General features: G+C 65.4%; 21 protein-coding genes. 13 read left to right on the plus strand and 8 right to left on the minus strand.

The features are described 5' to 3' along the window. On the plus strand, positions 1-195 hold the full coding sequence (locus tag OOZ63_RS08075) for a zf-HC2 domain-containing protein (protein WP_266004925.1): 195 nt from the start codon (positions 1-3) through the stop codon (positions 193-195). A 9-nt stretch (positions 196-204) separates the two neighbouring features. On the opposite strand, the gene pcp is transcribed toward OOZ63_RS08075, so the two are convergent. Beyond that, positions 205-843, minus strand: a complete 639-nt coding sequence (pcp, locus tag OOZ63_RS08080) for a pyroglutamyl-peptidase I (RefSeq protein WP_266004926.1) — start codon at positions 841-843, stop codon at positions 205-207. A 122-nt stretch (positions 844-965) separates the two neighbouring features. Here pcp and OOZ63_RS08085 point away from each other — a divergent pair, with 122 nt between their 5' ends. The 6 genes from OOZ63_RS08085 (at position 966) to selD (ending at position 8,781) form a co-directional block, all read left to right on the plus strand. Beyond that, positions 966-1,940 (plus strand): TRAP transporter substrate-binding protein, encoded by a 975-nt coding sequence (locus OOZ63_RS08085; protein ID WP_416234704.1) that lies wholly within the window; start codon positions 966-968, stop codon positions 1,938-1,940. 30 nt (positions 1,941-1,970) lie between these two features. After that, positions 1,971-2,483 (plus strand): TRAP transporter small permease, encoded by a 513-nt coding sequence (locus OOZ63_RS08090; RefSeq protein ID WP_266004927.1) that lies wholly within the window; start codon positions 1,971-1,973, stop codon positions 2,481-2,483. Positions 2,484-2,487: 4 nt separating this feature from the next. Further along, positions 2,488-3,792 (plus strand): TRAP transporter large permease, encoded by a 1,305-nt coding sequence (locus OOZ63_RS08095; protein ID WP_266004928.1) that lies wholly within the window; start codon positions 2,488-2,490, stop codon positions 3,790-3,792. 786 nt (positions 3,793-4,578) lie between these two features. Then, on the plus strand, positions 4,579-6,432 hold the full coding sequence (locus OOZ63_RS08100; RefSeq protein ID WP_266005108.1) for a GspE/PulE family protein: 1,854 nt from the start codon (positions 4,579-4,581) through the stop codon (positions 6,430-6,432). 95 nt (positions 6,433-6,527) lie between these two features. Then, positions 6,528-7,682, plus strand: a complete 1,155-nt coding sequence (locus OOZ63_RS08105; RefSeq protein ID WP_266004929.1) for a sigma-54-dependent Fis family transcriptional regulator — start codon at positions 6,528-6,530, stop codon at positions 7,680-7,682. Positions 7,683-7,722: 40 nt separating this feature from the next. After that, the gene (selD, locus tag OOZ63_RS08110; RefSeq protein WP_266004930.1) at positions 7,723-8,781 is read left to right on the plus strand and encodes a selenide, water dikinase SelD; all 1,059 of its coding nucleotides are present in this window, start codon (positions 7,723-7,725) and stop codon (positions 8,779-8,781) included. Positions 8,782-8,830: 49 nt separating this feature from the next. On the opposite strand, the gene OOZ63_RS08115 is transcribed toward selD, so the two are convergent. Next, complete coding sequence (locus OOZ63_RS08115) at positions 8,831-9,301, minus strand: CBS domain-containing protein (protein WP_266004931.1); 471 nt, start codon at positions 9,299-9,301, stop codon at positions 8,831-8,833. A 95-nt stretch (positions 9,302-9,396) separates the two neighbouring features. Between OOZ63_RS08115 and OOZ63_RS08120 the strand changes: the two genes are divergently transcribed. The 3 genes from OOZ63_RS08120 to OOZ63_RS08130 are packed head-to-tail and all read left to right on the plus strand — an operon-like array spanning position 9,397 to position 11,892. Next, complete coding sequence (locus OOZ63_RS08120; RefSeq protein ID WP_266004932.1) at positions 9,397-10,761, plus strand: O-acetylhomoserine aminocarboxypropyltransferase; 1,365 nt, start codon at positions 9,397-9,399, stop codon at positions 10,759-10,761. Continuing rightward, positions 10,758-11,558 (plus strand): alpha/beta fold hydrolase, encoded by an 801-nt coding sequence (locus OOZ63_RS08125; RefSeq protein ID WP_266004933.1) that lies wholly within the window; start codon positions 10,758-10,760, stop codon positions 11,556-11,558. Before OOZ63_RS08120 ends, OOZ63_RS08125 begins: the two co-directional genes overlap by 4 nt. A gap of 13 nt (positions 11,559-11,571) precedes the next feature. Next, positions 11,572-11,892, plus strand: a complete 321-nt coding sequence (locus tag OOZ63_RS08130; protein ID WP_266004934.1) for an Mpo1-like protein — start codon at positions 11,572-11,574, stop codon at positions 11,890-11,892. Here OOZ63_RS08130 and OOZ63_RS08135 read toward each other — a convergent pair whose 3' ends face one another. Then, positions 11,893-12,840, minus strand: coding sequence for an NAD-dependent epimerase/dehydratase family protein (locus tag OOZ63_RS08135; RefSeq protein WP_266004935.1), 948 nt, complete (start codon positions 12,838-12,840; stop codon positions 11,893-11,895). Positions 12,841-12,852: 12 nt separating this feature from the next. After that, complete coding sequence (kbl, locus tag OOZ63_RS08140; RefSeq protein WP_266004936.1) at positions 12,853-14,058, minus strand: glycine C-acetyltransferase; 1,206 nt, start codon at positions 14,056-14,058, stop codon at positions 12,853-12,855. Positions 14,059-14,153: 95 nt separating this feature from the next. On the opposite strand from kbl, the gene OOZ63_RS08145 reads away from it, so the two are divergent. After that, positions 14,154-14,735: a helix-turn-helix domain-containing protein gene (locus OOZ63_RS08145; RefSeq protein ID WP_266004937.1), complete on the plus strand. Its 582-nt coding sequence runs from the start codon at positions 14,154-14,156 to the stop codon at positions 14,733-14,735. Here the strand turns inward: OOZ63_RS08145 and OOZ63_RS08150 are convergent. Then, positions 14,712-15,959 carry a YihY family inner membrane protein gene (locus tag OOZ63_RS08150; RefSeq protein WP_266004938.1) on the minus strand — a complete coding sequence of 416 codons (1,248 nt, stop codon included), beginning with the start codon at positions 15,957-15,959 and terminating at the stop codon, positions 14,712-14,714. The two genes, OOZ63_RS08145 and OOZ63_RS08150, sit on opposite strands and share 24 nt — an antisense overlap. Positions 15,960-15,978: 19 nt before the next feature. On the opposite strand from OOZ63_RS08150, the gene OOZ63_RS08155 reads away from it, so the two are divergent. Beyond that, positions 15,979-16,392: a DUF2069 domain-containing protein gene (locus OOZ63_RS08155; RefSeq protein ID WP_266004939.1), complete on the plus strand. Its 414-nt coding sequence runs from the start codon at positions 15,979-15,981 to the stop codon at positions 16,390-16,392. After that, entirely contained in the window at positions 16,389-17,789 is a 1,401-nt protein-coding gene (locus tag OOZ63_RS08160; RefSeq protein WP_266004940.1) for an FAD-binding oxidoreductase, read from the plus strand. The genes OOZ63_RS08155 and OOZ63_RS08160 overlap by 4 nt, the downstream gene beginning before the upstream one ends. 1 nt (position 17,790) lies before the next feature. Here the strand turns inward: OOZ63_RS08160 and OOZ63_RS08165 are convergent, their stop codons facing one another. From OOZ63_RS08165 to OOZ63_RS08175, 3 genes are all read right to left on the minus strand, one after another. Then, entirely contained in the window at positions 17,791-21,009 is a 3,219-nt protein-coding gene (locus OOZ63_RS08165) for an efflux RND transporter permease subunit (RefSeq protein WP_266004941.1), read from the minus strand. 1 nt (position 21,010) lies between these two features. Further along, positions 21,011-22,165 (minus strand): efflux RND transporter periplasmic adaptor subunit, encoded by a 1,155-nt coding sequence (locus tag OOZ63_RS08170; protein ID WP_266004942.1) that lies wholly within the window; start codon positions 22,163-22,165, stop codon positions 21,011-21,013. 168 nt (positions 22,166-22,333) lie between these two features. Continuing rightward, positions 22,334-22,774 (minus strand): DUF1178 family protein, encoded by a 441-nt coding sequence (locus OOZ63_RS08175; RefSeq protein ID WP_266004943.1) that lies wholly within the window; start codon positions 22,772-22,774, stop codon positions 22,334-22,336. Between the last annotated feature and the right edge of the window lie 14 nt (positions 22,775-22,788).

Consider the following 22,788-nt stretch of genomic DNA (forward strand, 5'->3'; position numbering starts at 1 on the left):
ATGCTGAGCCGTTCCTGCCGACAGGTCACCCATCTTGTGTTGCAGGCCGAGGACCGCGCGCTGCCGCTGCGCGACCGTCTGGCCGTGCGCCTGCACATGCTGATGTGCAAGGCGTGCCCGCGCTTCGCCGACCAGCTGGCCTTAATGCGCAGCGCCAGCAAGCGCTGGAGGCAGTACTCCGAGTCGCAGGACTAGCTCAGCCGCCTAGGCGATCGCGCCGCCGGTCTGCCGCAGATCGCCCTCGGTTTGAAGGGTCAGCACCAAAGTCTGACGCACACCCTCAATCATGCTGACCAGCGCCATGCTGGGCTGGCCGATGCTGCGGGCGGCCTGCTCGGGTAAATAGGGGATGTGCAGGAATCCGCTGCGCACGCCGCTGCCCGCCAACCGGTGCTGCAGGCCATAGAACAGATGGTTGCAGACGAAGGTGCCGGCACTCTGCGACACCGAGGCCGGCAGACCGGCCGCGCGCAAGCCGTGGACGATGGCCTTGATTGGCAGGGTCGAGAAGTAGGCCGCCGGCCCGCTGTGCAACACCGGCTCATCGATGGGCTGGACGCCGGCGTTGTCGGCGATGCGGGCGTCGTCGACATTGATCGCGACACGCTCCAGCGACAGATCGCTGCGCCCGCCCGCCTGGCCAAGGGCCAGTACCAGGCCCGGCCGCAGCTCGGCCAGTGCCTCATCCAGCACACGCAGCGACTGCCCGAACACGCAGGGCAGCTGGCGAGCCACGATGCGTGCCTGGCCTAGCATCTCGCCGTCCAGCGCGCGGGCAACTTCCCAGGCGGGGTTGATGATCTCGCCCCCGAAGGGCTCAAAACCAGTCAGCAGAATGTTCATGGACTCATGTCGGTATGTCTAGTCAACCGGATGCTAACCCGCCAACTCGGGGTGACTACCAATCGGCAAGCGTGCCGGCACGCCCCATGCTCGCACTGTTGCCCCGCTGAAGGAGTGTTCGCATGTTGATGACGACTCGATCGATGCTGGCCGCCGGCCTGCTGACCCTGGCGACTGCGGCTACGGCCCAGACCAAATGGGATTTGCCCTCAGCCTACCCGGCAAGCAACTTCCACACCGAGAATCTGATTCAGTTTGCTGCCGATGTCGACAAGGCCACTGCCGGCAAGCTCAAGATCACCGTGCACGCCAATGCATCGCTGTTCAAGGCCAACGAGATCAAGCGAGCAGTGCAAGGCGGCCAGGCCCAGATGGGCGAGATCTTGTTGGGCATCTTCGAGAACGAAAACCCGATATTCGGCGCCGATGGCGTGCCGATGCTAGCTACCGGCTATGCCCAGTCGCGCAAGCTGGCCCAGGCCCAGAAACCGCACCTGAACAAAGTCCTAGCGGCCCAGGGCATGCAGCTGCTCTATACGGTCGCCTGGCCACCGCAGGGCATCTACGTCAAGAAGGAGATCGGTTCGGTGGCCGATATGCGCGGCATCAAGTGGCGCGCCTACAGCCCGGCCACCGCCAAGATCGCAGAGCTGATCGGCGCCCAGCCGGTCACAATACAAGCCGCCGAGCTGAGCCAGGCCCTGGCCACCGGCGTGGTCGAGTCCTATATGTCCTCCGGCGCCACCGGCTACGACAGCAAGACCTACGAGAGCATCAAGTACTTCTATGACACCCAGGCCTGGTTGCCAAAGAATGCGCTGATCGTCAATAAGAAGGCCTTCGATGCGCTGGACAAGTCCAGCCAGGAGGCAGTGCTGAAGGCCGCCGCAGAGGCCGAAGTGCGCGGATGGAAGATCAGCCAGGAGAAGAACGACTGGTACAAGAAGGCCTTGACCGAGAAAGGCATGAAGATCATGCCGCCCTCGCCCAAGCTGATGCAGGACATGAGCCAGGTCGGAGCCAGCATGCTGGCAGACTGGGAGAAGAAAGCCGGCACCGAGGGTCAGGCCTTGCTGGCCGCCTTCCGCAAGCCCTGACCCCTCTCCCCTCCATCCGGCAGCAGCCCCTTGCGACGCCTGCTCAAAGCGCTCTACGACGCTGCGGCCGCGCTGGCAGCACTGTGCATGGTGGGCCTGCTGCTGATCGTGCTGGGTGGCGTCGCCGGGCGGCAGCTGGGTTTTTATCTGCCCGGCAGCGATGCCTATGCCGGCTATCTGATGGCGGCCTGCGGCTTCTTGGCCCTGGCCCACACGCTCAAACGCGGCGAGCACATCCGCGTGACCCTGCTGATCAACGCACTTCGGGGGCGCCATCGGCGCGCGCTAGAACTGACCGCGCTGATGGTGGCCAGCCTGCTGGCGCTGATCGCGGCCTTCTACAGCGCCCGCCTGGTCTGGCAGTCCTGGAGCTTCCAGGATATCTCCACGCTCAACGATGCCACCCCGCTGTGGCTGCCGCAGCTGTCGATGGCAATCGGCAACGCGGTGCTGGCCATCGCCCTGCTCGACGAGCTGCAGCTCGAATGGCGCGGCCAACGCAGCGGCTCTATCGACGCCGGCGATGCCTTGTACAACGAGTGAGCCGATGAACGATCTGGGCATCACCGCATTGCTGATACTGGCCCTGTTCGCCATCCTGGGCAGCGGGGTCTGGATCGGGCTGGCGCTGTCTGGCGCGGCTTGGCTGGCGATGCAGCTCTTCAGCAGCCGGCCGGCCGGCGACGCGATGGCCGTGACGATATGGGGCTCGGCCTCAAGCTGGACACTGACCGCGCTGCCGCTGTTTATCTGGATGGGTGAGATCCTGTTCCGCACCCGCCTGTCCAGCGATATGTTCAAAGGCCTGTCTCCCTGGGTGCAAGCCTTGCCCGGCCGGCTGCTGCACACCAATGTGGTCGGCTGCGCAATATTTGCGGCCGTCTCTGGCTCCAGCGCCGCCACCTGCGCCACCATCGGCAAGATGACCCTGCCCGAGCTGCGGCGCCGCGGCTACCCGGACGATATCGCGATCGGTTCTCTGGCTGGAGCCGGCACCCTGGGCCTGTTGATCCCGCCGTCCATCATCATGATCGTCTACGGCGTTAGCGCCGATGTATCCATTGCCGAGCTCTTCATCGCCGGTGTGTTGCCGGGGGTGATGCTGGCCCTACTGTTCTCCGGTTATCTGATGTTCTGGGCTTGGCGACACCCGGCCTTGGTTCCGCCAGCCGATGCGCCCATGAGCCTGTTCGCCAAGCTCAGGGCCTCGGGTAGCCTGATCCCGGTGCTGCTGCTGATCGGCGCGGTGCTGGGCTCGATCTATGCGGGCGTCGCCACGGCCACGGAGGCGGCCGCTGTGGGCGTGCTGGGCGCGCTGATACTCTCGGCGGCCCAGGGTTCGCTGAACTGGACGAGTTTCAGGGACGCGCTGCTGGGCGGCACGCGGCTGTACTGCATGATCGCCTTGATACTCGCCGGCGCCTCCTTCCTGACCCTGGCGATGGGCTATTTGGGCCTGCCGCGCCATCTGGCCGAGTGGATCGCCGGCCTGGGCTTGCCTGCCTGGGGGCTGCTGATGGCGCTGGTCGTTTTCTATGTGCTGCTCGGCTGTTTCCTGGACGGAATCTCGATGGTGGTGCTGACCATGGGCGTGATCCTGCCCACCGTACTGAAGGCCGGCATCGACCCGCTGTGGTTTGGCATCTTTGTCGTGCTGGTGGTGGAGATGGCCCAGATTACCCCGCCGGTGGGTTTCAACCTCTTCGTACTGCAGGGCATGACACGACGCGAGATCGGCTATATCGCCCGTGTCACGATGCCCTTCTTCTTGCTGATGCTGGCCGCGCTGGCGCTGGTCTACCTTGTGCCGGACATCGTCACCTACCTGCCACGGCGCATGCGTGGCGGCTGAGGAACTGGCCGGCGCTGTGCGCCCTGTTCCGCCGGCAGGCGCGCTCACAATCGCATATGCTCCCCGGGCACCAGCCCTCAGATACCCAACCCGGAGACCCCGATGCCCGATCCGTCCGCGCCGCTCGACTGGCCTTATGCCAAGGCCCAGGACATGACCGTCGCGCGTGAGTCCGCCGATGAACAGCACTTCCAGTGGCCGACGCCGCCGTATGCGGCCTACCCGCAACCGCAACCGCAAAGCGCGCCCGAGCCCTGCGAGATACTGGGTCTCAACAACAGCCGTACCACCGGCCATGTGATCTTGATTGCCGCGACAGAGCGGGTCGCACAGGTCACGGTGCCGCCGGCGCGCAGCGCGATGCCGCTGAAGTTCGCACAGTTCCGTGCGCTCAAGCTCTTGCGCCCGATCCCTGCAGCGCCGCGCGAGGCGATCGCGATCGACGACCCGCTAGCGATGGACCAGCGCCCGCGCAGCGAGTTCAAGCTGGCTTTTCATGGCGGCGGCGAGCTCAAGGGCACGACCATCGGCCACTACCAGGACGATCTGGGCCTCTATCTGTTCCCACCGGTTTCGACGAGTGACGATTCGGTACTGCGAGTCTTCGTGCCGCGCGAAGTGCTGGCCGGCTTCGAAATCGGCGAGCGAATCGGCGCCTTGTTGCTTCGCGACCAGAGCGTCAGCCCTGAGCAGGTCGAAGCGGTGGTCCAGGAGCAGAACGATCTGCGTTCGCGCCGCGTCGGCGATATCCTCGTGGCCAAGCAGGTGGTCTCGGCCGAACAACTCATGCAGGCCATAGAGCAGCAGGCCAAGATGCCAATGGTGCGCATCGGGGAGGCCTTGCTGGCCCTAGACCTGGTCACGCAGGAGCAGCTCGATCAGGCACTGGAGCAGCAGCGCTCCGACCGCTCGGTACCACTGGGCCAGTTGCTCGTTCGCAGGGGTGTCGTGACGCGCCAGCAGTTGCAGTCAGCGCTGGCTCGCAAAATGGGCTATCCGCTTGTCGATGTCGAGAACTTCCCTATCGAGGCCGATGCGGTGCGCAAGCTGCCGCACTCGGTGGCCAAGCGTCTGGAGGTGCTGCCGCTGGTGCTGCGCGACGGCAAGTTGATCGTCGCGATGGAAGACCCCACCCGGCGCGACGCGATCGACGAGGTCGAGTTCATCTCGCAGCTCAAGGTGGTGCCGACCCTGACCAAGGTCGGCACGCTGGTATTCGCGCTGCCCAACGTGTACGAGCGTTTCGGCAAGGATAGCGGGGCCTCGGCCAGCGATCTACGCATGCCGGCGCTAACCCTCGATTTCGAGCCTGACACCGCCGGCAAGCTGATCGAAACCCTGGAGCGCGACAGCCAGGAAAAGTCCATCCGCGAGGACGACACGCCGATCGAGCAGTCGGACAACTCGCTGGTGCGTCTGATCAACAGCATGATCATCGAGGCCCACAGCCAGGGCGTCTCCGACATTCATATCGAGACCTACCCCGGGCGCGAGAAGCTGAAGATCCGCTTCCGCCGCGACGGCTCGCTGCATCCCTACCTGGAACTGCCCTACACCTACCGCAACGCAATGATCGCGCGCATCAAGATCATGTGCGATCTGGACATCTCTGAGCGCCGCAAGCCGCAGGACGGCAAGATCAACTTCTCGCGCTTCTCGCCGCAGCACAGGCTGGAGCTGCGCGTCGCCACCATACCGACCAATAACGGCCTGGAGGATGTGGTGATGCGCATCCTATCTTCCGCCAAGCCCATCCCGTTGGAGAAGCTGGGCCTGTCAGCCCACAACCTCAGTGAGCTGAAGGCGGCGGTCAGCCGCCCCTACGGCATGGTGCTGTGCGTCGGTCCGACCGGTTCGGGAAAGACCACCACGCTGCACTCGGCGCTCAGCCACATCAACCAGCCCGAGCGCAAGATCTGGACCGCGGAAGACCCGATCGAAATCACTCAGAACGGTCTGCGCCAGGTCCAGGTCAACCCTAAAATTGACTGGACGTTTGCCAAGGCCTTGCGCGCTTTTTTGCGCGCCGATCCAGACGTGATCATGGTGGGCGAGATCCGCGACGAGGAGACCGCCCAGATTGCGGTGGAGGCCTCGCTGACCGGCCACTTGGTGCTGTCCACCCTGCACACCAACAGCGCGCCCGAGACTGTGACTCGGCTGCTGGACATGGGCATGGACCCCTTCAACTTCGCCGACTCGCTGCTCGCCGTGCTGGCCCAGCGACTGGTTAAGCGACTGTGCCCGCATTGCCGCAAGAGCGAGCCCCTGCCCGAGGCCGAGCTGCAGGAATGGTTGGACGACTACCTGCACAGCTTCCCGGCCGGCCAGCAGCCCGACCGCCTGGCCCTGCTGGGCGAATGGCAGACCAGCTACGGCGAAAACGGCCGGCTACTGCGATACACCAGTCCTGGCTGCGCCAAGTGCGAGAACACCGGTTTCAAGGGCCGTGCCGGCCTGCATGAGCTGCTGACGGTGACCAAGACCGTGCGCCGCCTGATCCAGACCGGGGCCAGGGCCGAGGAGATCCAGCATTGCGCGCTGGCTGAGGGCATGCGCACCCTGCGCCAGGACGGCATCGTCAAGGTGTTGGCCGGCGTCACGACCCTGGCCGAGGTAAGGGCCACCAGCAATACCTGACCCTCAACGGCTCCGACGTCGACTCCAGACAAGCCCGCTTGTCAGCGGCAGGCAAAGTGATTCATATTGGACCACCTCAGGTCCGGAGTCCCTTTATGGCCCAGCAGCCGCTCAGCCCCAGCCTTGCGAGCCCCGCATTCGCCAGCCACCCGCGCATGCTGGTCGATGCCCGCCATTCGCAGGCCATATCGAGCTCGCACGAGCGCTGCCTGGCGTTCGGGCTGAGCCAAGAAAGCGCCCCCGACTTGCGGCGTATGCCGCCTGCAGGCTTGCAGGAGTTGCAGCAGCGCAATGCGCGGCTTTGTGCCCAAGCCCTGCCAGTGATGGACATGCTTTATGAGCAGCTGATGCATGCGCAAAGCATGGTGCTGCTGACAGATGCCAGCGGCTGCGTGCTGCACGCACTGGGCGACCCGGGCTTTCTGGAGCGAGCCAACCAGGTGGCGCTGGCGCCGGGCGCGCTCTGGGCCGAGGCCGACAAGGGCACCAATGCAGTCGGCACAGCGCTGATGACCGAGGGCGCAACCCTGGTTCACGGCCAGGAACATTTTCTGCGCGCAATGCAGTTTCTGACCTGCTCGGCCGCACCAATCTTCGACCACAAGGGCGCGCTGCTAGGCGTCATCGATGTCTCGGGCGAGCGCCGTTCCTACCATCCGCACACGCTGGCACTGGCCAGCATGTCGGCCCGGCTGATCGAGGGGCAGTGGTTTGCCGATCGTTTCCGCCACACCACTCGATTGCACTTTCACGCCAGTGCAATGGGCCTGGGCACTTTGCACGAGGGCCAGTTGGCGCTGGACGAAGACGGCCGGGTGCTGGGTGCGAACCGGCGCGCAATGGAGCTGCTGGGTCTGGGAGCGATGACGCTGCGGCGCGAGAACCTCGTCAGCCTGTTCGGCTGCAGCCTGGGTCAGCTGTCTCAGCAGGCCAGGCAACAGGCAGAGCTGCGACTGCCCCTGCAGCGCGGCGGAGAAGCGCTTTACGCCAAGCTGAGTCTGGCCCAGGCTGAGCTGGGCCAGCAGCGCCGAGAAACCAGGGAGGAGCTCGGGCTGCTGGACGCCACACCTCTGCCGCTGTCTGCGGCCCCGGTGCCGCTGCCCGTGCGCGCCGGCCACAATCTCCGTCAGACCGAGATGCAGGCCATCTCTGCGGCCGTGCAGGCCGCCGGCGGCAATCTCTCGGAGGCCGCTCGTCAGCTGGGCATAGGTCGCAGCACGCTGTACCGCAAACTCCGGGAGATGAACTGAGCTCGTATCATGGCGGCCGACCCCACCCGCATCGGCACCTATGAACGACACCCCCAACCAGCCCCGCCTCAGCAGTCTCTCGCACGGGGGCGGCTGCGGCTGCAAGATCGCGCCAGGCCTGCTGTCGGAAATCCTGAAGCACAGCGGCGCCAATGCCATCGTGCCGCCGCAGTTGCTGGTGGGAATCGAGACTGCTGATGACGCCGCCGTCTACCAACTCAATGACGAACAGGCGCTAGTCGCGACCACCGATTTCTTCATGCCCATCGTCGACGACCCGTTTGACTTCGGCCGTATCGCCGCCACCAATGCGATCAGCGATGTCTATGCGATGGGCGGACAGCCGATCTTGGCGTTGGCCCTGGTGGGCATGCCGATCAAGGTCCTGTCCAGCGAGACGATAGGCCGCATACTTGCCGGCGGTCAGGCGGTCTGCGCTTCGGCCGGTATCCCGATTGCCGGTGGCCACACCATCGATTCGGTCGAGCCGATCTACGGCCTGGTCGCGCTTGGCCTGGTCCACCCGAAACGCATCAAGCGCAATGCCGATGCCCGCGTCGGCGATCTGCTGGTGCTGGGCAAGCCGGTGGGCGTCGGCGTGTTGTCGGCGGCACTGAAGAAGGAGCAGCTCGATGCCGCCGGCTATGCGCAGATGATCGCGTTCACGACCCAACTGAACACACCCGGCCCCGATCTGGCAGCGCTTGACGGCGTGCATGCAATGACAGACGTGACCGGCTTCGGCCTTGCCGGCCATAGCCTGGAACTGGCGCGCGGTGCCCAGGCCCGGGTCGTGATCGACTGGTCAGCGGTGCCCTTGATCGAAGGCGCGCGTGCGCTGGCCACCCAGGGCTTTGTCACCGGCGCCTCGGGCCGCAACTGGGATAGCTATGGCGCGCAGATCGAGCTGCCCTCGGGCTTTGCGGCCGAGGATAAGGCCCTGTTGAGCGATCCGCAGACCAGCGGCGGGCTACTGGTGTCCTGCGCGCCGCAGGCGCTGGACGCCGTGCTGGAGCGTTTTGCCGCCCATGGCTTCGGCCATGCAGCGGTGGTCGGCCGGGTCGAGGCCGGCACGCCGAAGGTCAGCGTCCGGGCCTGAATGACAAGGCGGCCCGCAGGCCGCCTTGTCGCTGTCACCGTGCAGACTCTCAGAACTTGGATTCGCCGGCGCTTTCCGGATTTTCCTCGACCGGCCAGTCGCGTATATAGGCCTTCAACATGCGGTTCTCGAAGTCCTGGCCGTCCACCACGGCCTTGGCCACGTCGTAGAACGAAATCACGCCCATCAGAGTGCGGCCGTTGAGCACCGGCATGTAGCGGGCATGACGGCCCAGCATCATGCGGCGTACCTCGTCGATCTCGGTCTCGGGCGTGCAGGTCAGCGGATGGTCGTCCATCACGCTGCGCACCAGCGAGCTGCCGACGCTGCCGCCGTTCTTGACAACAGCAGAAATCACTTCGCGAAAGGTCAGCATGCCGACCAGGTCGCCATGTTCCATCACGACCAACGAGCCGACATCCATCTCCGCCATCGTCGTGACGGCCTGGGCCATCGGCTGATCGGGCGTGATGGTGAACAGGGTGCCGCCCTTGACGCGGAGTATGTCGACGACTTTCATGGCTGCCTCCTCTTATGCCGGGCCTTGCCCGGCAGCTGCTAAAACTGGTACCCAACATAGCACACAATCCGCGCATCACACATCTCGGAGACACCATGTCCGGCTACTCAGACCCCGGCTTTGACACCCTGGCGCTACATGCTGGCGCCGCGCCCGACCCGAGCACCGGCGCGCGCGTGACGCCGCTGCATCTGAGCACCTCTTTCGTGTTCGAAAACTCCGAGCACGCTGCAGCGCTATTCAATATGGAGCGCGCAGGCCATGTCTACTCGCGCATCTCGAATCCGACTACGGCCGTGTTCGAGGAGAGGGTCGCCGCACTCGAAGGCGGCGTCGGCGCGATTGCCACCGCCAGCGGCCAGGCAGCTCTGCACCTGGCCATCGCGACACTGGCCGGCGCCGGCTCTCACATCGTCGCCTCCGCCGCGCTCTATGGCGGCTCGCACAATCTGCTGCACTACACGCTGGCGCGCTTCGGCATTGAAACCAGCTTCGTCAAGCCCGGAGACATCGACGGCTGGCGCGCAGCGATCCGGCCGAACACCAAGCTGCTATTCGGCGAGACCCTGGGCAACCCCGGCATGGACGTGCTGGATATCCCGACGATCGCGGCGATCGCCCACGAGGCCGGCCTGCCGTTGTTGCTCGACTCGACCTTGACCACGCCCTATTTGCTCAAGCCTTTCGAGCATGGCGCCGATCTGGTCTACCACTCGGCCACGAAATTCCTGTCGGGCCACGGCACGGTGGTCGGTGGCGTGTTGGTCGACAGCGGCAATTTCGACTGGCAGGCCGCGCACGAGCGCAGCGCCAACACACTGCGCGCGGATGGGTTTGACGCCGCAAGCGGCGTCAAACCTCCCGCCGCCCGCTTCGCCGAGTTGTGCGAGCCCTATGACGGCTTCCACGGCATGGTGTTCGCCGAGGAAAGCACGGTCGGTGCCTTCTTGCTGCGCGCGCGTCGCGAGGGCCTGCGCGACTTCGGCGCTTGCATGAGTCCGCACACCGCCTGGCTGATACTGCAAGGCATCGAGACCTTGTCGCTGCGCATGCAGCGCCATGTGCAGAATGCACAGGGGGTGGCCGAGTTCCTGGCCGGCCATGAGTTGGTGGCGCGGGTCGGCTATCCGGGCCTGAGCAGCCACCCCGACCATGGACTGGCGCAGAAGCTTTTGCCGCGCGGTTGCGGCTCGGTGTTCAGTTTTGACCTGAAGGGCAGCCGCGAACAGGGCAAGCGCTTCATCGAGGCGCTGAAAATCTTCTCCCATCTCGCCAATGTCGGCGACTGCCGCTCGCTGGTCATCCACCCGGCCTCAACCACCCATTTCCGCATGAACGATGCGGCGCTGGCCCAAGCCGGCATCACGCCCGGCACGATACGACTGTCCATCGGCCTGGAAGATGCCGACGACCTGATCGACGATCTCAAGCGCGCGCTCAAGGCCGCCAGCAAAGCATGAAGCTCAGCGTCAACTCCCACGAGGCCTATGCCTATACAGGCGGCAAGCCCTTCGACCCCGCCCTGCCCTGCATCGTATTCATCCACGGAGCTCTGAACGACCACAGCGTCTGGACCCTGCTGGCGCGGTGGTTCGCGCACCATGGCCACAGCGTGCTGGCAGTAGACCTGCCCGGCCATGGGCGCAGCGGCGGGCCGGCACTACCCGATGTGGAGGCGATGGCCGACTGGATCTGGGATCTGCTCAATGCCGCCGGCGTGCAGCGGGCCGCGCTGGTAGGCCACAGCATGGGCTCGCTGATTGCGCTGGATGCGGCCGCGCGCCAGCCCGAGCGCACCAGCCATCTGGTGATGGTGGCGACTGCCTATCCGATGAAGGTCTCCGAGCTCCTGCTGAGGATGGCCGGCGAAGCCCCGCTGAAAGCCATCCAGATGGTCAACAGCTACTCCTTTGCCGGCCTGGCGGCCAAACCGTCTTACCCCGGCCCCGGAGCCTGGCTGCAAGGCGGCGAGATCGCGCTGAAGCGGCGGCTGCAAGGCCGGCAGACGGCGGTCAATCTGTTCGCGCATGACTTCGGCGTATGCGACCGCTATGCGGGCGGACTGGAGGCTGCTGCCAAGGTCAGCTGCCCGGCCGGCCTGCTGCTGGGCGAGCGCGACCAGATGACATCTCCAAAGCAGACCCAGGGCCTGGCTCAAGCCCTGAAGGCGCGTGTGCTGAGCGTGCCGGCCGGGCACTCACTGATGGCGGAGGTTCCCGATCAGGTCTTGGACGCCTTGCGGCAACTGCTGACGTGAAAGGACCCAGGCCATGAGCAGCACCAATTCGGTCAAGAATTTTCAGAGCTTCGCGGAGTTCTACCCCTTCTATCTGAGCGAACACGGCAACCGAACCTGCCGGCGCCTGCACTTCGTCGGCTCAACCCTGAGCTTACTTTGCCTGGCCGCCGCGCTGTACACCGGCCAGTTGCGCTTTGTGTTGTTCGCGCTGCTGTGCGGCTATGGCTTCGCCTGGGTCGGCCACTTCTGCTTCGAGAAGAACCGCCCGGCTTCGTTCAAGCGCCCGCTCTACAGCTTCATGGGCGACTGGGTGATGTACAAAGACATCTGGACTGGGCGCATCAAGCTCTGATCAGGCGGCCAGCAGCGGTCGGAGATTGTTCAGCATGTCATGCGCCATCTGGCTCAGCTCGTAGTCGAGCTGCCAGCCCCAGTCGGCCCGCGCCGCGCTGTCGTCGATGCGCTGGGGCCAGCTGGCTGCAATCGCCTGACGGAAGTCGGGCGCATAGCTGATCTCGAAGCCGGGGATGTGCTTGCGGATCTCGGCGGCGATCTCGCGTGGCGTGAAGCTGACGCCGGCTAGGTTGTAGCTGCCGCGCTGCTTGATCTGCTCGCCCGGCGCCTCCATCAGCTCGATAGTGGCGCGAAGCGCATCGGGCATATACATCATCGGCAAGGCCTGAGCCTCTTCGAGGAAGCAGCTGTAGCGGCCGGTCTTTAGCGCGGCGTGAAAGATGTCGATCGCATAGTCGGTGGTACCACCGCCGGGCGGGGTCTTCCAGCTGATCAGGCCAGGGTAACGCAAGCTGCGCACATCGACGCCATGCTTGGCGTGGTACCAGGCGCACCAACGCTCGCCGGCCAGCTTCGAGATGCCGTAGATGGTGGTCGGGTCCATTACCGTGGTCTGCGGCGTGTCCAGGGCCGGCGTGTTCGGGCCGAAGGCGGCAATCGAGCTGGGCCAGAAGATCTTGTCGAGTTTCTGCACCCGCGCCAGCTCCAGCACATTGAGCAGACCCTTCATATTCAGGTCCCAGGCCCACATCGGATGCTGCTCGCCGGTGGCCGACAGGGCGGCGGCCAGGTGGTAGATCTGGCTCACGCCATGGCGCTTGACCACGGCCGCCAGCGCGGCAGCGTCGGTGACGTCCAGCATCTCATGGGTCAGCGCCGGCACCCGGCCCTCGGGTGCCAAGTCGCTGGTGATGACGGCTGCATTGCCATGGCGAAGCGCCAGCGCCTGGGCCAACTCGGTGCCGATCTGGCCGTTGGCGCCGATGATCAGAATCTTAGTAGTCATGCTGTAAGGAGGTCAGGACTTGATCAGGCCGAGCTCTTTGCCGGCCTGGGTGAAGGCTGCCACCGCCTTTTCCAGATGCTCGCGCTCGTGCACGGCCGAGATCTGCACACGGATGCGGGCCTGGCCCTTGGGAACGACCGGAAAGAAGAAGCCCACCGCGTAGATGCCCAGCTCCAGGATGCGGGCACTGAGCTTTTGCGCGACCACCGCGTCGTGGACCATGATGGGCACGATGGGATGGCTGCCGGGCTTGATTTCGAAGCCGGCCGCCTGGATCGCCTCGCGGAAGTAGGTGGTATTGGCCTCCAGCTTGTCACGCAGCGCGGTCGAGCCCTCCAGCAGGTCCAGCACCGCCAGGGAGGCGCCAACGATGGACGGCGCTACGGTGTTGGAGAACAGATAGGGCCGCGAGCGCTGGCGCAGGAGCTCGATCACCTCCTTGCGGCCGGTCGTGAAGCCGCCCGAGGCGCCGCCCAAGGCCTTGCCCAGCGTGCCGGTGATGATGTCGACCCGGCCGAAGACATCGCGATACTCATGCGTGCCGCGACCGGTCTTGCCGAGAAAGCCGCTGGCATGGCATTCGTCGATGCCCAGCAACGCGCCGAAGCGCTCTGTGATCGTGCAGATCTTGTCGAGCTGGGCGATGGTCCCGTCCATCGAGAACACACCGTCGGTGAACACCAGGGTGAAGCGCGCGCCGGCCGCCTTGGCCTCTTCTAGCTTGGCCTCCAGATCGGCCATATCGTTGTGCTTGTAGCGATAACGCTTGGCCTTGCACAGCCGGATGCCGTCGATGATGGAGGCGTGGTTGAGCTCGTCGCTAATGATGGCGTCCTGCTCGCCCAGCAGCGGCTCGAACAGACCGCCATTGGCGTCGAACGCGGCCGCGTAGAGGATAGTGTCCTCGGTGCCGAGGAACTTGGCCAGCCGGGCTTCGAGGGTCTTGTGGATGTCCTGCGTGCCGCAGATGAAACGCACCGATGACAGCCCGTAACCGTGGGTTCGCAAGGCCTCATGCGCGGCCTCGATGACGGCGGGATGCGAGGACAGGCCTAGATAGTTGTTGGCGCAGAGATTGATCACCTCGCGGCCATCGGCCGTCTGCACCACCGCCCCCTGTGGCGTCGTGATGATGCGCTCGCTCTTGTACAGCCCGGCCTCGCGGATGCCGGCCAGCTCGGCCCGAAGATGGGCGTAGAAATCGTCGCGTGTGCTCATCAAAGCTCTCCTGATGCACAATCCACTAAACAGAACAGAGTTCGATATATCGAATTGCTGTGCAGTATCTGAGATTAGCTTTTCAAGGTCAAGCCATGTCCGCCAACCTGTCCGAGTCTTTGGAGCCGCCCCGCGTCGGCGCCACCCTGCAGTCTCTGCGCCAGGCGCAGGGCCTTTCGCTGGACGAGTTGTCGCGCCGCGCCGGTGTCTCGAAGTCGATGCTGTCGCAGATCGAACGCAACCAGGCGAATCCGACCGTGGCCGTGGTGTGGCGCCTGGCTAACGCCTTGCGGGTTGAACTATCCGAACTTCTCAGTGGTGCGACAAAGCCGGCCGCGCCGGCGATCGAGACCGTGGCCTCGCATGCAACGCCCAGCCTGGCCAGCCCGGACGGCCTGTGCGTGCTGCGCATCCTCGGGCCTATTGATCTGGCCGGCCAGTTTGAGTGGTACGAGCTGACGGTGCAGCCCGGCGGCGCGCTCGAATCGGCGGCCCACGAGCCGGGCTCGCGTGAGCATCTGTCGGTGCTGGGCGGCGAGATGGAGGTCAGTGCCGGCGCGATCAGTCAGGCACTGAAGGTCGGCGAGACGGCGCGCTACGCCGTCGACGGCCCGCACGCGATACGCAATCGTGGCAGCGAGCCGGCCACCGCCTTATTGGTGGTGCTGCACCCCTAGCAGCTCGGCCAGCGTGCAGTCAGCCCAGTCGCCGCGCGCCCATAGCGGCGCCAGACTGCCACCAGCACCCGCCAGCAGGGCCTGCAGCAGCGGCGCAGCGGACGTCTCTTCGGGCGTGCGCAGCAGCACCAGGCGCGGCGCGCCCTCCTCCTCGAGCCGGCCCAGCCAGTCCAAGCCCAGCAAGGCCTCCAGCGCCGGCTCCAGTTGCAGCGGATCGATGCGCAGGCGGCGCGCCAGCTCCTGGGCGGCGATGCCCGGCTCGCCGGCCTGACGTGCCCGCCACAGCTCGCGCAACGCCTCCAGCGCCAGCTCCAGCTGCAGACCCGGTACCTCGGGTCGATGCAGCATACGCCCGCCTAGCGCAGGGATGTTGGCTGCCAACAAAGCGCCCAGGAGCATCACGACCCATCCCAGATACATCCAGATCAGGAAGATGGGCACGGTGGCGAAAGCACCGTACAGCGTCGAATAGGTTGGCACCTGCTTGACATACCAAGCAAGCAGGCTCTTGGTCAGGTCGAAGGCCAGCGCGACAAAGATGCCGCCGGCCAGCGCATGGCGCCAGCGCACCTCGGTATTGGGCACATAGCGGAACAGCCCGGCAACGGCCAGGCTCAGTACCACCAGCTCGACGCCATTGAGCAGCGCCGCAAGCCCGCCCGGCATGCCCCCCACCAGTCCCTTGCCGGCGGTGATTGCGTAGCCGGTCATCGTCAGGCTAGCGCCCAACAGCAACGGCCCCAGGGTCAGCGCGGCCCAGTAAACCAGCATGCGCTGCATCATCGGCCGCGGCCGCTTGACCCGCCAAATCGTGTTGAGGGTGCGGTCTATGGTGAACATCAGCGCCAGCGCGGTGGCTCCGAGTACGACCAGACCTACCAGGCCCAAGCGATTGGCCTTGGCGGCGAACTGGGTCAGCGCGGCCAGCACGGGCTTGGCGATATTGGGCGGTATCAGGCTTTGCAAGAAATAGGTCTCCAGCGCGCGCTGGAAACTGGCGAAGATTGGAAAGGCGGTGAACAGCGCCAGCATCACTGTCAGCAGCGGCACCAGCGAGATCAGCGTCGTGAAGGTCAAGCTGCCGGCAGTCTGGCCTAGCCGTGCCTCGGCAAAGCGCAGGCGCAAGGTCTGCAGGGTGGCCAGCCAGGGCCAACTCATCAAGGTGTTCAGAAAGCCAGCGGCACTGTCCTGGGACGGTACGGCAGCAGGGGTTCTTGTCGTCATGCTGGCTATGATGCCAGCCATGTCCTCCCGCTCCGATAAACCACCGATCAAAACCTCCTCGCGCACCAAGGCCACAGCCCAGGAAGCGCTGTCCCGCAACCTGGCCCTGGGCGCGCTGGCCGCGCTCTTCGTGCTGTGCCTGGCCTGGGAGCTGTGGCTGGCGCCGACCGGCCGCGGCACGTTGGCCATCAAGGCCTTGCCGCTGTTGATTCCCTTCGTCGGCCTGTGGCGCTACCGGCTCTACACCTTCCGCTGGCTGAGCCTGATGGTCTGGCTGTATTTCGCCGAGGGCGCGGTGCGCGCCACCAGCGACGTCGGCCCCTCGGTGCCGCTGGCCTGGGCCGAGCTGATGCTCTCCAGCCTGATCTTCGTCGCCTGCGCGATGCATGTCCGTCAACGTCTGAACGCAGCCAAGCAGGCTGCCACACCATGAATCTGCTGAACGAATTGCGGGAGGCCCTGGGCGCCTCCCAGGTACTCGTCGAGGGCGATCTGTCCGCCTACGAGATGGATTGGCGCCGCCGCTTCCCCGGCCGCGCGCTGGCCGTGGTGCGGCCCGGCAGCACGGCCGAGGTGGCCGCCATCGTGCGCCTGTGCGCCGCCTACGGCGTCAGCCTGGTGCCGCAAGGCGGCAATACCGGCCTGGTCGGCGGCTCGACGCCCGACGCCAGCGGCACGCAGGTGCTTTTGAGCCTGGCCCGGCTCAACAAGGTGCGCGCCATCGATGCAGCCAATCTGACGATGACGGTGGAGGCTGGCTGCGTGCTGCAAACGGTGCAGGAGGCGGCGGTCGGCGCCGGCTTTCTGTTCCCGTTGAGCCTGGCGGCCGAGGGCAGTTGCACGATTGGCGGCAATCTGGCCAGCAATGCCGGCGGCACCCAGGTGCTGCGCTACGGCAATGCGCGGGATCTGTGCCTGGGACTGGAGGTCGTGACCTCCGCCGGCGAGGTCTGGGAAGGCCTGTCGGGCCTGCGCAAGGACAACACCGGCTACGACCTGCGCGATCTCTTCATTGGCAGCGAGGGTACGCTGGGCGTGATCACAGCCGCGACCTTGAAGCTCTACCCTCGGCCAGCCGCGCGCATGACGGCGCTGGCCGCCTGCGACACGCTGGAGGCGGCCGTGGCGCTGCTGAGCCTGGCCCAAGCGCGGCTCGGCGCAGGCCTCACCGGCTTTGAGGTGATGAACCAGTTCTCGCTGCAATTGGTGCGCAAGCATTTCCCGCAGTTGCGCCAGCCGCTGCCACCCAGCCCCTGGACCGTGCTGCTCGAACTTTCCGACACCGAGAGCGAGGCCCATGCCCGCACGATGTTCGAGGGCCTGCTGGAGCAGGCGCTGGAGTCAGAACTCATCAGCGATGCGGCGGTGGCCGAGAGCCTGGAGCAGTCGCACGGGCTCTGGCATCTGCGCGAATCGATCCCTTTGGCCCAGGTCGAGGAAGGCCTGAACATCAAGCACGACATCGCGTTACCGGTGTCTCGCATTCCTGCCTTCGTGGCCGCCACCGACGCGGCGCTGGCGGCCGCCTTCCCAGGCGTGCGCATGGTGGACTTCGGCCATCTGGGCGATGGCAATCTGCATTACAACGTTCAGGCGCCCGAGGGAGTGGCCGCCGCCGACTTCCTGCTCGCACATGAGGCGGCGATCAATCACATCGTCTACGACGCGGTACTGGCCCAGGGGGGCTCAATCTCGGCCGAGCACGGCATCGGGCAGCTCAAACGCGAGGAACTGGCAGAGCGCAAGAGCCCGGTCGCTCTCGGCCTGATGCGGGCGATAAAAAAGGCCCTGGATCCTCAGGGCCTGATGAATCCGGGCCGCGTGCTCTGAATCAGTCTGCTCCTTGCGGCTGCGTGACCGCCGGGCGGCGGCCGCGCAGCCGATCGACAAGCTTCATCCCCATGCGGAAGATGAAGCGCAGCATCAGCAGTGTCAGGACGGCTTCGACAAAGGTCAGCGTGAAGGCCACGGCCGTGTTCCAGCGGGCCTCACGGCGGCCGAACTTGGCGATCATGCGGTCCTTGGCGATCTCGATGCTGTCGTAAAAACTCGGCACCATCAGCAGGGTCAGAAAGGTTGAGGTGATCGTCCCGCCGATAATCGCCACGGCCATCGGGCGGTAGAACTCACCGCCCTCGCCCACGCCGATTGCCACCGGCAACATGCCAGCCACCAGGGCAAAGGTCGTCATCAGAATTGGCCTGAAACGCATGCGCCCGGCATGCATCAGCGCTTCTTCGCGGGGCACGCCCTTGGCCTCCTCCTGGCGCGCAGCGTCCAGCAGCAAGATCGCGTTCTTCGCCACCAGGCCGGCCAGCATGATGATGCCGATAAAGCTCATCAGGTTTAGCGTGCCGCCGGTCAACAGCAGCGCCACGACGACCCCGATCAGCGACAGTGGCTGCGATAGCATCACGCCCAGCGGCGCGGTGAAGGAGCCGAACTGCATCACCAAGATCAGATACATCAGGCCGATTCCCGAGGCCAAGGCCACAGCCATCGCACCGAAGACCTCTTCCTGGTCGGCCGAGGCGCCGGCCAGTTCGATGCCGTAACCGGGCGGGAACTGGATGGACTTGGCCAGTTTGACCGCGTCGGCCGTCACCTCGCCAGCCGAGCGGCCCTGGGCATTGGCAGAGACCGCGATCATGCGCTTGCCGTCGGCATGCTGAATCTTGGACGGGCCCTTACCCATGGTCACGGTGGCGATCTGCTCCAACGGCACCATCATGCCGCTGCCGGCAACGGTGATCGGCAGACGCTCGATATTGCTGGCGTCGACCCGGTCCTCTGGTGCCAGGCGCACCGCCACATCGCGGGTCTCGCCGCTCGGGTCCACCCAGTCGCCGACTTCGACACCGGCAAAGGCCACGCGCAAGGCATTGGCAGCATCGCCTACCGAGATACCCAGCGAGTTGGCCAGGCCGCGGTTGAGCTCGATTTGCAACTCGTCCTGCGGATCCTGCTCCGACAGGCCCACGTCCACCGCGCCGGGCACCTGGCGCAGCTTGGCCATGTAGTCGTTGGTGATTTCGAGCAGCTTGCGCGAGTCCTCGCCGGAGAAGCGGATTTGCACAGGCTTTTGCGCACCATTGTTCAGATCGTCCAGCACCACGTACTCGGCACCGACCAGCCGGGACACACGCTCGCGCAGGTCCTTCGCAATCTCGGCGGCCGAGCGCTTGCGCTCGGTGCTCTTGCCCAAGTCAACATAAATGCGGCCGCCGCTGACATTGACCTGGCTGTTGGTGGCCTTGGTCTCGGGAATCTCGCGTGCCAGTTTGGCGGCGGCCTCCATCTTCAGCTTCGAGTACTCAAGGCTGGAGCTTGCCGGGGTGCGAACCTCGACGGCGATGGTTCCGGCATCGGACGCTGGCAGGAAGCTGGAGCCGCCGAACTGGACCTGCAACGCGATGGCCAGCACAAAGCTCAGCACCGCAAATGCGGCCATCCAGCGTCGGTGATGCAAAGCCCACGCGATCACCTGCCCATAGCGGTCGGCCTGGCGGTCGAACCAGTCATTGAAGCGCTGCAGATAAAGCGACAAACCCTTCTTCGGCGCCTCATGATGGCCCGGGGGGTCGCCCCAGTAGGCCGACAACATCGGATCCAGCGTGAACGAGATGAACAGGCTGACCAGCACCGAGGCGACGACGGTCAGGCCAAAGGGGCGGAACCACTCACCTGAGACGCCTGGCATGAAGGCCACTGGCACGAAGACCGCGACGATGGAGAAAGTGGTGGCGGCCACAGCCAGGCCGATCTCGGCCGTGCCGTTGAGCGCCGCGCTGCGCCGGTCAGCGCCGCGCTCCATATGGCGCACGATATTCTCACGCACTACGATGGCGTCATCGATCAGCACGCCGATCGCCAGCGACAGACCGAGCAGGCTCATGAAGTTCAGCGTGAAGCCACACAGCCAGACTGCGATGAAGGCGGCCACCACCGAGGTCGGCAGTGACAAGGCGGTAATCAGCGTGGAGCGCCAGGAATTCAGAAACACATAGACGACCAGAATCGTCAGGCCGGCGCCGAACACCAGCGCGTGGATCACATTATTGAGGCTGTTCTCGGCATCCTCGCCGCCGTCCTGAGTGACCTCAAGCGTAGTGCCGGCCGGTAGGGTCTTGGCCGTCTCCGCGACCAGCTTGCGAATCTCGTTGGCCACTGCCACGGTCGAGGCATCGCGCGAGCGCGTCACCGAAAGACCCACATTCGGATGGCCGTTGCGCACGCTGATGCTCTGACGCTCGGCAAAGCCGTCGCGGATGCTGGCTACCTGGCCAAGTCGCACCAGCTGCTCGCCTTGACGCTTGACGACGATCTGCTCGAACTCGGCCGGCGACTCGATTCTCCCTAGCAGGCGAATGCTCTGATCCTGCATGCTGCCGCGCACCTTGCCGACCGGCGCGGTGGTGTTCTGGCTGCGCAGCGCGTTGACCACCTCTGTGACGGAGACATTGAACTCGCGCAGCTTCTGCGCATGCAGCAGCACCGACAGCTCGCGGCTGAGGGCGCCGTTGACATTGACGGTGGCCACGCCGTTGATGGCGCGGAACTTGTCGGCCAGATCATCCTCGGCCAGGCGCGAGATCTCGGCATGGCTCTGGCTGTTGGACGACAGCGCCAGCTGCATGATGGGCTGGGACGAGGGATCGAAGCGCTGCAGCACCGGCTCGCGCATTTCGAGCGGCAACTTGTGCCGCACCGCGCCGATGGCGTTACGCACCTCGTCAGCCGCCTCGATCATGTTCTTGTCGAAGTTGAAGATCAGCACCATCTGGGCGCTGCCTTCGTTGGCGGTGGCACGCACCTCCTTGACACCGGCAATGCTCTGCAGCGACTTCTCGATCCGGTTGACGATCTCGCGCTCGGCCGTCTCGGGCGAGGCGCCCGGATAGTTGATGCTGACCACCAGCACCGGTTCCTCGACATCGGGGATCTGGTTGACGCGCAGCTTATTGAGCGCCAGCAGTCCCAGGCACATCAGGCTGATGATGATGACGATGGTCGCGACCGGCTTCTTGACGCTGAAGTTGGAGAGAAACATCTCAGCCTCCCCGGTTCGTCGACGCCGATGCGGCCGCCGGCTTGGCAAATTCCACCGCACGCCCTTCGCTCAGGGCATTGTTCGGATGGCGCAGCACTTGGTCGCCCGGCTTGAGGCCGACACTGACCTGGAAGAGCCCCTGGCGTTCGTCGCGCTCGCCCAGCTTGACGGCCACGCGGCTCAGCTTGCCGTCTTGCACACGCCAAACGTAGGCCTGGTCGCCCTCACGCTGGATCGCGCCATCGGCCAGCATGAGCGCACTGACACTCTGGCTCTGCACCCGCCCCTCGGCATAGAGGCCGGCCACGCCAGGCTGCTGTTCGCCGACGAAATCGACCAGCACTTCGACTTGCCTCGTGGTCGGGTTGGCGGCCGCCGCGATCCGCCGTACCTTGCCTTCGAAATCGGACTGGGTATAGCCGTTGACCTTGAAGAAGACCGTCTGGCCCACCTTCAGCTCGCTCATGCGGTCGGCCGAAACCAAGCCTTCGAATCGCATGCTGCTCGGGTCTATCACTTTAACCAGCTCCTTGCCGATCTGGGCGGTGTCACCGGCCGAGACCTTGCGGTCGGAGACGATGCCGTCGAACGGCGCGCGGGCCTCGGTGCGCTGCAGCTGCTGGCGGGCGGTGGCGGCGCGCGCCTTGGCTTCCACCAGCTCGCTTTGCGCGCTGTTGCGGCGGATCTCGGCGTCTTCCATCGCCTGCATTGAGCTCATGCCCTGGGCCTGCAGGGTCTTCATGCGCTGGAACTGACGCTCGGCCTGCTCGAAGCTCTGAGCGGCGGCGCGCGCCGCCTGCTCGGCCGAGGACAGGGTTTCGCGGATTGCGCTGTCGTCCAGCCGCACCAGCAGATCGCCGCGCCGAACCTTCTCGCCGTTTTCCTTGAACACCTGTAACACCATGGCCTGCACCTCGGCACGCAGGTCCGCGCGCTTCTCGGGCTGGACCGAACCGGTGATCACGGGGCCGCTGGCATAGCTCGACAAGCCCATGGCCTGCAGGTCTTCGGCCGACAGCAGCAGCGGCTTGGCGGTGGCGGGTCCCTTGGCCGCCTGGGCCGTACCAGCGCCGTCGGATCCGGGCTTGCCGCAGCCGCCCAGCAGAAGCGTCAATGAGCTGACGAGGACAAGGGCTGGCAAGCGATGGCGCATCATCTAAAGGGCTCCGGTATTGTTTTGCGGGCGCCTCCCACGAAGCGCACAACCCAGGAATCTTGCCACGCGGGACGCCGCCAGCCCAGCCTGCTGCGACAGACGCAAGCTTTGCACCGCTGAACAGCGAAAACAGCGGACGGGCGGCGACCCATGCCGCCTAGCCGGGTTCTACTGCAGCGTGCCCTTGAGCGCCTCGGGCACGGCCAGCGCCATCACCGTGATACCTTCATCGGCCAGGGCCACCGCTTCCTCGCGGCTGGCGCGGCCGCGGATGCCGCGCTGCTCGACCTCGCCATAGTGGATGCGGCGGGCCTCTTCAGCAAAGCGCTCGCCGACATCCTCGGTGCGCGCAAGCAGTTGCTGGACAGCCTGTAGAGCGGCCTGCTGGAGCTGCTGCTGAGTATCGGCTGGCGACACAGGCTCGGCGGCAGGACCGCGCAGATGCGAGACGTTCAGGCGCGGTGCGCTGGGCAGGCGCTGCACCTTGGTTGAGCCGCAGACCGGGCAGCCCACCAGACTGCGGCCCAGCTGCGATTCGAAATCGTCGGCCGAGCCGAACCAGCCTTCGAAGCGATGCTCCCGATTGCATGACAGATTCAAGACAAGCATGGCCGCAATGATAG

Source organism: Paucibacter sp. PLA-PC-4 (assembly GCF_026241155.1).
GTDB lineage: Bacteria > Pseudomonadota > Gammaproteobacteria > Burkholderiales > Burkholderiaceae_C > Roseateles_E.